Source organism: uncultured Lactobacillus sp., assembly GCF_946477725.1.
Classification (GTDB): Bacteria; Bacillota; Bacilli; order Lactobacillales; family Lactobacillaceae; genus Lactobacillus.
In genome coordinates, this window is the sequence record NZ_CAMKZC010000017.1 from 1 (window position 1) to 12,773 (window position 12,773).

The following is a 12,773-nucleotide window of genomic DNA, read 5'->3' on the forward strand; positions in this document are numbered from 1 at the left end:
TATGGAAAAGATACTCAAAATTGTAAAAGTAGTTTTTCAGAAAGATTAGCCAAGCAAAATAGAATTGAAATCAATCATATTTGTAATGATTAACAAATTAGATACTTCAAATTCACCAGCTAAACTGGCTGTTTATTTTCCTTTTTGTGCGGATTTTCTCATCACCAATACGGTAATTGCAAAGAGCAGCATACTGACTATCAATAATCCTAAAAGAGAATATTGTACGTTTGTCACCGCTGATAAGGTAGTAAAAGCAGTTGTCATTAAGGGACTGGCAATTAATAAAATCGTATTAATCAGACCAACAGAGGACGCCAAAATTTTACGATCAACTGCACCTACCATCCATTGGGTTAATTTTGGACTAGCAGTTCCTGCAAAGAAGCCTAGGATACAATAAGTTATTAAACAGAACCAAATTTGTTTACTTAAAATAGCAATTATGACACTTGCTCCAGCAATATAAGCAAACATAATGATGATATAAAGGCTAACATTTTTAAATAGATTAGTACCAAGAATGCTGCCTAAGGCAGCGCCTATTCCTGCCATAGCGCCGATTAATGCAATTGTAAAACTATAGGTTCCAATGACCATCACCTGACGATTGCCCGCAATTACAATAGAAATCAGAGGCTCTATCGTGCTGAGAACTCCGTTTAAAATGGCGATTACCAGTAAGGTAGTAATTAAGCCACTAGCCTTTTTCACTTGCTTTAATGCTAAGGCCAAGGTGGACCAAAAGCCACGATCATCGACTTCTTGTGTGACAGTTGCAATGCCCTTTTTTCGTTTACTCCTGGCAATATTGCAATAGATCAACCCTGCCACAACGAAAGTCAGACCGTTAATTACAGCCAGTGCAGAATATGACATGAATAACAAAAGTCCTGACCCAACAAACTGACTAATTAAAGTGATTACCTGTGAGACACCGCTGGTAAAACCTTCAGCTTCAGCAATCTCATCCTTTTTAACCAGGCTAATAATTAGTGGTGTAGTAAGTCCACCAGAATAAGTTCCGGCCGTATCAGAAATAAAGTTGATGATAATCACCATAATTACCAGATTCCAACCCGCAATATTCTGGCTAAAAAGAAAGCCGACTAGCAAATAGAGCGCTCCTCTAATCATGGCCATCCAGACTATTTTTTGAAATTTATTCTGCGTCCGGTCAGCTAGATAGCCACCAACACTGGAAAACAGCCGGGGAACTGACTCTGAAATGGCGATTAATGATAAGGCCAGCGAATAATTTTTGAGCCGACTGGCGTAAGTCATAAGCGCTAAATAGAATAAAATATCTCCAGCACTGGATAAAATACTGGCAATTGAAAACTTGCGATATTCTTTATTTTTAAAAAAGATAGTCATAATTTTTTCTCCTTTTTAGCTTTCTTTATTTTTAATTGTACTTAAGCTAAAATTGTGAATATAAAAGTGTCATATATGAAACAAAAAAATTTAATGAGGTTAAACTATGACTATCGGTGCATTACTTAGACAATACCGTTTAGAAGCTGGCAAAACTCAACGCGCATGGATTGGCGATGTTATCAGCCCCTCTTTTTACTCCAAAGTAGAAAAAGATCTGACGCGCATTTCAGCGGCAGACCTAATTGAATTATTACGGCAAAATCACGTTAAAATTGCTGATTTTTTTAAACAACTTGATTACCAGTCTGAAAGTGAAGATAATCTCAAAAAGAAGATTGTTGCCCAAATGACGGACGCTTATTATAATTTTGATACTAAGCGCCTAAAAGAAATTAAGCAGGCCATTGCGGGTAGCGAGCTTACCAGTAAAAATGATTTAATGCTAAGTGTGAACTCAATCTTAGCTATTATAGATGGTAATAGAGAAAAATTAAGCGCTGCAGAAATCCAGCAACTAAAGAATAAGTTCTTTAATGAAGAGAATTTTGACTGGAAAACTATCAAAATTTTCCTGAACTGCATGGTTTTTTATGATTTTGCCAGTGATATGATCATTACTAACAAAATTTTTCAACAATTTAAAGATAGCGAAAATGACGGTCTTCAATTTATAGTGTTGGGAATATTAATCAATATGATTAGTATGTGTCTGGAAAAAGACAAGTACCAGGAAGCAAAGCAGTTGGTGGAAAAATCCCATGAGATTCACACCCAGCCACTAACCTGCTTTAATAAGATGACTCTATTATTCTTGGAAAACATTATTAACTATCATTTTGATCCTAAACAGGTTTATCTAGATAATTGCGCAAGGCAAATAGAAGAGTTTGCCTTAATCGGCATGACTGAATATAGTAAGCAGTTGCAAAAAACTGTGCAAGAAAAGACCGGTGGCAATTTAGTATAAATAGAAGCCGGTTCCAGCATTCACTGGTAACCAGCTTTTTATTACAATTTGAATAGTGAACTTTTATATTCTAAGTCCTACTAAACAGCAAAAATTATTCATTACTGCTAAGAAAAACGCTTTCTAAAAAAACAAGACGTAGTATAATTAAATACAAATAAAATGGTTACTGCTAAATTGTGAAAGTGTGAATCTCATGAAGTCAAACGAAGAAATGATTGCAGGACAACAACTCTATCCTGCGAATAATTCAGGATTTAGTAACTCGGATAAAAGTGTAACTGTTGGACATAAAGTAAACATTCTGCATGTAATCCTAGGACTAATTTTAGTCATTTTAGTGTCATTATTTATGACTGGATTTGGTTATCAACCTTGGTGGGTGCTGGGATTCATAATTTTGGTGGGAATTTTTATTACTTTACCAACATGTTTTAGTGGATATTGGCAGATTAATAAAAACGGAATTACTGTGGTAAGTTATAGTTCAAATGATGTAATGAAACTTATGCAGCTGTTACATATCCAAAAAATATATACAAAATCATATTTATTTGAGAATATCACTAATGCTGAAATTACATATCGTAAAAAAGTTAGAATTAGTCCAATTGATTTTAACCCAGACTTTTTTAAGCTAAACTTGACTGTGAATAATAAAGTAATTCAATTAGAATTAGGAAATATTCAAGCAAAAGATTTAGTAGAAATTGTTGCCATACTAAATAATCATGGAGTAGCTGTTTATGATAGACAACAGATAGTTGGGTTGCTGGAAGAAAACAAAAGCTTATTTAATCATTTTCATAATGGTAAATGGGCATCATTATAGTTGTGTTAGGACTAGAAAAGCATAACTTATCCAATTTTCTATTGCAATATGAAAAAGTAGTTTTAGTGAATGATCCTGCTTAAGTAGATAATGCACAATTACATTATCCACAAAAGCAGGATTTTTTGTTGAGTCTATGACAGTAAAAATAAAATGTGAATAAATATAGCGTAAGCAAATTGGTAACTAAACCCTATTTCAAATTTGCCATCAATTTAATTTTTGAGTAAAACAAAAACCAGGCTTTCTAAACGAAAAGTGATGTGAACCCTAAAATTAGGACACTTTATATTAGCTATTAACTGAGGACTAACTGCCGATATTCAAGCGGAGTTAGTCCTTTTAGTTTGATCTTGATTCTTTTCTGATTGTAATACTCAATGTAGTCTCTAATCGCATCTTCCAGTTCAGTGAGATTCTTATATTGCTTTTCAAAGCCATAAAACATTTCTCGTTTGAGTATCCCGAAGAAGCCTTCCATTAACCCATCATCAAGCGAATTGCCCTTGCGTGACATTGACTGGCTAATGCCATGGTTTTTCAGCCACGCTTGAAATTGCGGGTGTTGGTACTGCCAGCCTTGATCTGTGTGAAAGATCAAACCATTTAGTGCCGGATGTTTGTCCCAGGCCTTTCTTAACATATCCATGGTCTGCTTAAGATTAGGGCTGCGGGAAATAGTATAGGAAACAATCTCTTGGGTGCAGCCATCAATGATCGGTGATAAATAGGTCTTTTGCCCCTTGAGCTTAAACTCAGTTATATCTGAATACCATTTGTGATTGGGATAAACCGCACTGAAGCTGCGTTTAATCAGGTCAGGCTTAATCGGACCCTGAGTGCCGCGATAGCTGCTGTATTTGTGCCAGCGTTTACTGACTATGCCAAACAATTTCAGCTTGTTCATTAAGCGCTGCACCTTTTTATGATTGACTAATAAACCGCGACGCCTAAGCTCTGCAGTAATGCGGCGATAGCCATAGCGGTGCTTGTGTTCTTCATAAATAGCTTTGATTTCAGCCATTATTTCTCGATTATCCCGCTCTTTATCCTTCTTCTTTAAAGTGTAGTAGTAATTACTACGGGATAAGTGCGGCAGATTGGGATTGGCATTAATGGTATCAAGAATAAAAGTTACGCTGACTTTAAGCTCGCGCCTTAGTTGGGTAACTGCCTGGGCTATTTCCGCGGCTTGCGGTTCTTGGTCCGCTGGTCGACTAAGACGCTCAATTTTTTTACGAATTCGTTCTCGATTTTCAGCTTCAAGTTCTGCTGGCGTAAGCGTTCGTTCTCTTGCTTGAGCCGATGATTTTCCTGTTTGATCAGCTGTTCTCTTTTGGTCATGGGGCGGTCGTCCTCTCTGCTTGTTAACGATATTATACCCATTTTTACGATATTCGCGCAGCCAATTAGACAACATGCCACGACTTTTTAAACCTAAATCTAGTGCTACGTGATAAAGGGGTTCATGGTCAACTATGATTCGCTTGAGAGCTTGCTCCTTAAAATTACTTGTATAAGCAGTGTAAGGCTGATCTAAAATGGCTAGACCGTGACGGTCAATTAAAGCCAACAAGTAACCAATATTAGTCCTGCCAACCCGATAACGCTGACTTAGCTCAGCAGGGCTGATTTGATAATCGTGCCAAAGATGATAGATTTCAATTTTATCTTGTTTAGATAATTTAGACATAAAAATGACCCCCAAATTTGTCCTAAATTTGGGGGTCATATCAAAGCTTGGCTTTTTTACTTGCAACAATTGGCTGAAGCAAGATGTTTTAACATAGAAATCTGGCATGATAGCTGTTTATTTTTTAACCAACAACTCGGCTACTTGATCATTAGCAGTAACTCTATCATTATCAGCAACTTTGACATCTAATAATCGGGCAGACAGAGTAGCTACAAAGATAACATAAGTTGCCTTTCCAGCAGATTTAATTTCTGTTAAATTCATTTCTGCCAGCTTGTCACCCTGATGGACTTGTTCTTTTTCAGAGCAAAGAATCTTAAAGCCTTTGCCCTTAAGCTCAACAGTATCCAATCCCATATGCAAAAGATACTCAATGCCATTTTCACCTTTTATGCCAATTGCATGTTTAGTCGGAAAAATTGTTGTTATAGTGCCATCAACTGGAGCGTAGATATTGCCATTTTCTGGTAAGATCGCAAAGCCTTTACCTACCATCTCTTTGGAAAAACACCATCATTTAAGGTTTGCAATGATTCCAGCTGTCCATCAGCAGGTGCAAAAAGTGCAATTTTTTGACTCGGACCAGTTTCAACCGACTTTTGAACTTTTTTATCAGCTGAGTCTAACTTCGAACTTTTTGCTGGCTTAACTGAATTTGCAACAGTTTTTGGTGCTTTGCCGCTATTAATCAGATCCATTACATTTGTTTTAATGTTGCCGACAGTAGTGCCATAAATTACTTGAACAGATGCACCGTTAACTACCGTTCCCGCTGCTCCCGTTGCGGTTAATGTTTCTTTATCTACTAAATTGCCATCTTTAACTGTCACCCGCAGTCTTGTGGCGCAGTTGTCAACATTCACTAAATTATCAGTTCCACCTAGAGCTGCTACTATTTCATAAGCTACTTGTTCATCTTTAGTTAGAGCAGTAAATTTCTTATTATCAACATAATCTTTCTTGGTTTTTAAAGTAGTATCATCTTTACGACCAGGCGTATTGAGATCGAACTTAGTAATTACAAATCTAAACAAGAAATAGTAAACAACGAAATAAGCAATACCTAAGAAGATGATTGGAACCCAATTAGTTCTGGCATTTCCGGGTAACACACCATAAAGAATAAAGTCTATTAAGCCACCGGAAAAGGTAAAGCCTACTCCTACTTTTAGCAATGTTACAAAGACTGCAGAAAAAGCAAAAAGTACACAGTGAACGCCAAAATACAAAAATGGTGAAGCAAATAAAATAGTAAATTCAAGTGGTTCGGTAATTCCAGTTAAAATGGAAGTTACCGCAGAGGATACTAAAAGTCCTTTAATTTCACTCCTTTTATCTTTACGAGCTACAGAGTACATTGCAAGGGCAGCAGCTGGCAAGCCAAAAATCATTTCTGGGAACTGAAATGAAAAGAATCTGGCAGCTTCATACGAAATCTTACCGCCAGCTGCTAATTGAGCAAAGACGATGTTTTGGCATCTTGTACGGTATGTCCAGCAACAATGGCCGTTCCACCTACCGCTGTTTGCCAAAATGGCAAATAGAAAATGTGGTGTAAACCAAAGGGTATCAACATTCTATAAATTAGTCCGTATAGAAAGGAACCAACTACTCCTGATTTAGCAATGAAGAAGCCTAAAGCAGAAATTCCAGCAGCAAAATAAGGCCAAATATATGAAAGCAAAATTCCTATTATTACGCCAGAAACCGCAGCGGCTATTGGCGGAAAGTGGGTCCCGCCAAAAAATGAAATTACATCTGGCAGTTTAATATTATAGTATTTATTATGTAGCCATACGACTATCAACCCAATAATAATTCCCCCCGAACACTCCCAGGTTCATTGTGTTGTTAAAACCCAACACATTTGTAATTAAACCATTAACTTGTTTGAGCTGATTTAAATTTCTGAGATTTTTAATTGAACTGGTTAAGGAAGCGTACATTAAAAAGTAGCCTACAACCGCAGAAAGCGCAGCGACCCCTTTTTCACTTTTTGCCATTCCCAACGCTATAGAGACAGCAAATAGCAAGCCTAGATTGTCAAAGACTACAGAGCCACAGTCATTTAAAATGCTTAAAAACCTGTTTAATGGCATCCCTGGCGATAAAATACTTTCCAAATGATACAACTTTATAAAAGTCGGACCGGTAAAAGAAGCACCCAATCCTAGAAATAATCCCGCTATCGGAAGCAACGAAATTGGCAACATGAATGTCTTGCCAACCTGTTGCGCCTTAGCATAAATTTTTCCCTTCATTATTTTCCTCCTGTATCTGTTTAAATACTCCAGATCAGATGTTCTCATTAAGACAAAATATAAACAATCCTTTGTGATTCGTAGAAACTATTTTTTTCTGTATTTGTAATGAAATACTTCTTTCTATGCTTAATATCCTTCAAATTAATACTAACTTGACCTGCCTATTTTTTAAAAAACTTTCTATAATTTTTTACACAGAACTATCAAAATAACTATTATTTTATAATTTTAAAAAATATAACTTTATTTTAAAATAGTTCTTTCGATTATAAAATGTTTAGCGTATAGTGAGAAGACGTAGAAGAATTTAAAATAATTAGATACTTTTACTTATATTTTTTTAGAATAGAAAGGATGTTTATATTAATGGAAAATTACAAAAAATATGATAAGTTAAATTACTATCTTGCGCTCTTTTTTTCGGGAATAGTTTATCCGTTTATAAACTTATTGCTTGCTTTGGTGTTAAAAAGATTAATTGACTCAGGGATTGCCAGGAATGTTTATGAATTAAAAAATGCAATATTTGTTTGTTTATTAGTATGTATATTTTTGGCAGCTGCTGTTTTTACCAGTGAACTAACCAAAAATAGGTTTGTTAATAATTTTAGTAAAAAATATCGCAGGCATATTTTTAATGAAATTATTGCAAGTGACCTAAATGAATTCAGCAACAATAGTACCGGAGATTTTTTAGCAACAATGACCAATACTGTCTCGACAATTGAGGAAAAATATATCAAATCTTTCTTTAATATTGTTTCTAACTCGTCATTATTGCTTTTCTCGATTATAGGGATGTTTATGATTAACTGGCAGCTGTCAATAGCAGTGCTAATAGTAAGTTTAGTGCCAATTATTGTTATGAGTTTGTTGGGTGGGAAAATGCAGGCAAAACAGAATCTGGCTTTGACACAACAAAATGCCTATGTCTCCAAGGTAAAAGACGCATTTTCCGGCTTTTTAGTAATTAAAAGCTTTAATATTGAAAAGCAAATTAGCAAAGAATTTCAGAACGGTAACGATAAACGGGCTGATAGTGAGTTTTCTCTGTCAGAACTTAATAATATTTCGGTATCAATTTCGAATTTCTCTGGATATTTAGTTTTTCTGGTTGCATACGGACTAGGAATGTTTATGGTAATTAATGGAAACACCAGTATTGGCGGAGTTACAGCAATTGTGCAATTAGTTAATTTTATTGTACTGCCACTGAGCAAATTGGGTCTGGAAATGAATAACAAAAAGGCTGGTTTAGCCGCCAGCAAAACTCTGAATCAGTTGCTGGAGAAAGTGCATAATCCGGTAAAAGATAACAGCAACTATTTGGAATTAAACAGATTTGAAAATGAGATCAAATTGACCAATGTTAGTTTTTCCTATCCCCAGCATGGTGAAGCGGAAAAAACAGTACTTTCAAACATCAACTTACAAATAGAAAAAGGCAAAAAATACGCACTTGTAGGTATGTCTGGCAGCGGAAAAACAACATTATTAAAGTTACTAATGAGATATTACAAATTAACTGAGGATGGCAACATCAGTATAGATAACGTAAACATCAATAACATTAATTTGTCATCTCTTTATAAACTAATAAATATTGTCCAACAGGATGTCTATATTTTCGATAATTCTCTTGCGTATAATATAATGCTAGGCAAATCTTTTACAAATAAAGAACTGAATTATGCTATAAATAAGGCTGGTTTAAGAAAGCTAGTAGACGCCAATTCTAAGGGCGTTGCTATGAATGTTGGCGAAAATGGCAAAGCTTTATCTGGTGGCCAAAAGCAGAGAATTTCTATAGCGCGAGCATTAATTAGAAAAACACCTATCTTGTTAATGGATGAAGCAACGTCATCTTTAGATCAAAAAAATACTACTGCAATTGAAAATGCAATTTTAGAGATAAAGGATTTAACATCAATTGTGGTAACACATAAATTGAATCCCAACTTATTACAAAAATATGATGCGATAATTTTTATGAAAGATGGCACTATTACTGAAGAAGGTTCTTATAAAGAATTGATGAAGCAAAAAGGTGATTTATATAATCTATGCAGCCTGACTATGACTAATTAGTTTATAGCAATCAATGTTTTGAAAAAATTGCAATAGAAATTGACATAGCAAAAAAGCGTGCTTTTAAGCACGCTTTTTCTTGTTTATTTTGCTCACATGAGCCGAGTCGTATCTCCGCCAAGATTTACCCTAAATCAGCACCGTTAGTAGAAATAACCTTCTTGTACCAGTCAAAAGACTTTTTCTTGTAGCGCTTAAAGGTTCCGTGGCCTTCATCATCTTCATCAACATAGATAAAACCGTAACGTTTCGACATTTCACCAGTTGAAGCACTAACTAGGTCGATGCAACCCCAAGGAGTGTAGCCCATGACGTCAACGCCATCGTCTATTGCCTGGGAAATAGCTTCAATATGTTCACGCAAGTAATCAATTCGGTAATCATCTGCGACATAATGATTTTCATCTGGCTTGTCTACCGCACCCAGACCATTTTCAACAATGAATACAGGTTTTTGATAGCGATCGGACAATTGGTTTAAGGCAATTCTTAAGCCTGTCGGGTCAATTTGCCAGCCCCAGTCGCTGCTCTTTAAGAATGGGTTCTTAACGCCGCCCATTAAGTTGCCGTTAGCAGTTTCTTGGTTTTCATGAGTAACATCAACTACAGATGACATGTAGTAGCTAAAGCCAATATAGTCAACTGGATATTGAGCTAACAATGCCAGTTCTTCATCAGTGTAATCAAGGTCTGATAATTTAACACCTTGGCGAGCCAATAAACTCTTAGTATAAGCAGGATAATGTCCTCTTACTTGAACATCAGCGCAGAAAAAGTTATTAGCCTGATTATCTTGCAAGGTAGCCAATTGGTTCTTAGGATTTGAATCATAGCTGTAAGTGGTAGCATATAGAATCATGCAGCCGATTTTAAGATCAGGATTGAGTTCATGACCAATTTTAACAGCCTTAGCACTAGCAACAAATTGGTTATGCCAAGCCTGGTAAACATTCTTCTTGTCACGAGCGCCATTACTGATGGTGAGACCTTGACCCATAATTGGGAAGTGAGCGGCACTGTTGATTTCGTTGAAAGTCATCCAGTATTTAACCTTATCTTGGTAGCGGGTTAAAACAGTGCGGGCAAAGCGCTCGTAGAAGTCGATCAGCTTCTTATTCTTCCAGCTGCCGTATTCAGTAATTAAATGCAGCGGCATTTCGTAATGTGAAATAGTAATTACAGGCTCAATGTGATGCTTTAAACACTCGTCAATTACAGCATCGTAGAACTTAAGGCCTTCTTCATTAGGAGTTTCCTCATCCCCATTAGGAAAGATTCTGGACCAGGCAATTGAAAAGCGATAGCACTTGAAGCCCATTTCAGCAAAAAGCTCAATGTCTTCTTTGTAATGATGATAGTGATCAATACCAATATGATTAGGATAAACATAGTCTGGGTTTAGCTTAAAATCAAAGTCAGGTGAAGCAATAATCTTCATTCTGTCTTTGCCACCAGGTAAAACGTCTGGCAAGGATAAGCCTTTGCCTCCTTCTTGGTAGGCACCTTCTAATTGGTTAGCAGCAGTAGCACCGCCCCATAGAAATCCTTTAGGAAAATTATTTGTAGTCATCATTTTCTCCTTTCGTTATTTTAAATCTAGTAATGCATCCCCAATGGTTATTGTACCATTTGCAACTGCATTAACTTCATGATAATTATTAGAATTAGTAACAACCACTGGTGTTGTAGTTTCAAAACCAGCTTCTTTGACGGCTTCCAGATCAAAGCTAATTAAAGGTTCACCCTTTTTAACTTTCTGATCCTTTTTAACTAAAGTAGTGAAGCCCTTGCCATCAAGTTCAACTGTATCCATACCGATGTGAATCATGACTTCTGCACCATTATTGGATTTAAGGCCGATAGCGTGTCCAGTAGGGAAAACCATCACTACTTCACCATCAAGAGGTGAGCAAACTTTGCCATCTTTAGGCTTAATCGCTACGCCTTTACCCATTGAGCCGCTGGAGAAGACCTCATCTTTGACTTGGCTTAATGGTACAACCTGCCCGTTTAACGGAGCCACCAATTTTTCTTCCTTATTAGATGAAACTTCCGGCTTAACAGCTGCTGAATCTGCAGCACCATTTGTTGCAGCGGAACCGGCAGCTTGTCCAGCTAAATTCTCATCAACGCTTTTCTTACCCAAAAGCATTTGCAATATAAAGCCTAAAATGATTGCCGCAGCCATACCAATCATCAAGCCATATACACCCATGTCAATGCCATTTTTACCCATAGCACACGGAATTGCGAAGATACCCATTCCGGCCATTATGTAAGTTTTGGTGCCAAAGAGTCCGATTAAGCCGCCACCAACAGCAGAAGCAATACAACTGAGAATAAATGGCTTCTTACGTGGCAATGTTAAACCATAAATAGCTGGTTCGGTAACACCGAAGATCCCTGATACAAATGCGGGAATAGCCAGACTGCGAGTCTTTTCGTCTTTAGTTTGAAAAATCATAGCTAAAACCACACCGGTTTGAGCAAAGGAGGCAGCAAATGATAAACCAATAATCGGGTCAAAGCCCATGGCAGCAATGTTAGTCATCATAACTGCCACAAAGCCCCAATGAACGCCAAAGATGACAAATACTTGCCAAAATGCACCCATTAAAATACCAGCAATCACCGGGCTAAAGTTATAAATTGCACTAACAATTTCCGCAACTCCGTTACCTAGCCAAGTTGCAACCGGGCCAATCACAAGGAAAGTAACTGGAACAGTAATTAATAAAACGATAAATGGTACTAAGAAAGTTTTAACAACATCTGGAATGACCTTACGAGCAACCTTTTGCACTTTAGAAGCAAACCAGACCGCAATGATAATCGGAATAACTGAGGTGGTATAGTTCATTGAAATTACCGGAATGCCCAAAAAAGTCATGTGAACCGGTGCTTCTAAGAATGTGCCCTTAAATACAGTAAACAGCGCAGTTTTACTGCTTGCCATCGACACAATTGAAGGATAACAAAGAGCAGCACCAATTGTGGCACCTAAATACGTGTTGATACCAAATTTTTTTGCTGAAGAAATTCCTAAAATAATAGGTAAGAAATAGAATAAACTGTCGCCAATGGCGTTTAAAATGACATATGTTCCAGAAGTTGCTGATAGCCACCCAAACGCCAAAAACATTGCGTTAAAGCCTTTAATCATACCACCAGCACACATTGCACCTAGAAGCGGATTAAAAATACCGGAAATCAAGTCAATAAATTTATCAGCTAAGCTCATATTGCTATTGTCAACGTCATCATCAGAAATGCTGCCGCCACCAGAAAAGCCACCTACTTTAACCAGTGTGTCATAGACATCAGCAACGTTATTACCAATAACGACTTGGTATTGACCGCCAGACTTGACAACAGATATTACGCCAGCAGTGGCTTTTAATTTGTCATCATTTGCCTTCTTCATGTCCTTTAATTTAAAACGTAAACGTGTAGTACAGTGAACTACACTGACTACGTTGTCTTTACCGCCAACGTCAGCGATAATTTCGTTACTTAAATCTTCGTAAGCCATTTTTCCTCCTAAAA

The 12,773-nt window shown here is 36.8% G+C and carries 11 protein-coding genes; 3 read left to right on the top strand and 8 right to left on the bottom strand.

Annotated elements, in window-relative coordinates:
* Positions 1-132: 132 nt before the first annotated feature.
* Positions 133-1,377 (bottom strand): MFS transporter, encoded by a 1,245-nt coding sequence (locus Q0R51_RS06940; RefSeq protein WP_294757633.1) that lies wholly within the window; start codon positions 1,375-1,377, stop codon positions 133-135.
* Between the two features lie 106 nt (positions 1,378-1,483).
* Between Q0R51_RS06940 and Q0R51_RS06945 the strand changes: the two genes are divergently transcribed.
* Positions 1,484-2,347: a helix-turn-helix domain-containing protein gene (locus Q0R51_RS06945; protein WP_294757635.1), complete on the top strand. Its 864-nt coding sequence runs from the start codon at positions 1,484-1,486 to the stop codon at positions 2,345-2,347.
* Between the two features lie 196 nt (positions 2,348-2,543).
* Positions 2,544-3,179, top strand: a complete 636-nt coding sequence (locus tag Q0R51_RS06950; RefSeq protein WP_294757637.1) for a hypothetical protein — start codon at positions 2,544-2,546, stop codon at positions 3,177-3,179.
* Positions 3,180-3,477: 298 nt separating this feature from the next.
* Here Q0R51_RS06950 and Q0R51_RS06955 read toward each other — a convergent pair whose 3' ends face one another.
* The 5 genes from Q0R51_RS06955 to Q0R51_RS06975 all read right to left on the bottom strand — a co-directional run bounded on the left by Q0R51_RS06955 (position 3,478) and on the right by Q0R51_RS06975 (position 7,136).
* Positions 3,478-4,872, bottom strand: coding sequence for an IS3 family transposase (locus tag Q0R51_RS06955; protein ID WP_367178620.1), 1,395 nt, complete (start codon positions 4,870-4,872; stop codon positions 3,478-3,480).
* Positions 4,873-4,989: 117 nt separating this feature from the next.
* On the bottom strand, positions 4,990-5,370 hold the full coding sequence (locus tag Q0R51_RS06960; protein WP_294757638.1) for a PTS glucose transporter subunit IIA: 381 nt from the start codon (positions 5,368-5,370) through the stop codon (positions 4,990-4,992).
* Positions 5,364-6,407, bottom strand: a complete 1,044-nt coding sequence (locus Q0R51_RS06965; RefSeq protein WP_294757640.1) for a glucose PTS transporter subunit EIIB — start codon at positions 6,405-6,407, stop codon at positions 5,364-5,366. The genes Q0R51_RS06960 and Q0R51_RS06965 overlap by 7 nt, the downstream gene beginning before the upstream one ends.
* The gene (locus Q0R51_RS06970; protein ID WP_294757642.1) at positions 6,326-6,682 is read right to left on the bottom strand and encodes a PTS transporter subunit EIIC; all 357 of its coding nucleotides are present in this window, start codon (positions 6,680-6,682) and stop codon (positions 6,326-6,328) included. The genes Q0R51_RS06965 and Q0R51_RS06970 overlap by 82 nt, the downstream gene beginning before the upstream one ends.
* Positions 6,660-7,136 (bottom strand): PTS transporter subunit EIIC, encoded by a 477-nt coding sequence (locus Q0R51_RS06975; protein WP_294757644.1) that lies wholly within the window; start codon positions 7,134-7,136, stop codon positions 6,660-6,662. Before Q0R51_RS06975 ends, Q0R51_RS06970 begins: the two co-directional genes overlap by 23 nt.
* Positions 7,137-7,505: 369 nt before the next feature.
* On the opposite strand from Q0R51_RS06975, the gene Q0R51_RS06980 reads away from it, so the two are divergent.
* On the top strand, positions 7,506-9,227 hold the full coding sequence (locus tag Q0R51_RS06980) for an ABC transporter ATP-binding protein (protein ID WP_294757646.1): 1,722 nt from the start codon (positions 7,506-7,508) through the stop codon (positions 9,225-9,227).
* Positions 9,228-9,351: 124 nt separating this feature from the next.
* Here Q0R51_RS06980 and Q0R51_RS06985 read toward each other — a convergent pair whose 3' ends face one another.
* Together Q0R51_RS06985 and Q0R51_RS06990 are read right to left on the bottom strand one after the other, a co-directional pair.
* Positions 9,352-10,800, bottom strand: coding sequence for a glycoside hydrolase family 1 protein (locus Q0R51_RS06985; RefSeq protein ID WP_294757648.1), 1,449 nt, complete (start codon positions 10,798-10,800; stop codon positions 9,352-9,354).
* 12 nt (positions 10,801-10,812) lie between these two features.
* Positions 10,813-12,759: a beta-glucoside-specific PTS transporter subunit IIABC gene (locus tag Q0R51_RS06990; RefSeq protein WP_294757650.1), complete on the bottom strand. Its 1,947-nt coding sequence runs from the start codon at positions 12,757-12,759 to the stop codon at positions 10,813-10,815.
* Between the last annotated feature and the right edge of the window lie 14 nt (positions 12,760-12,773).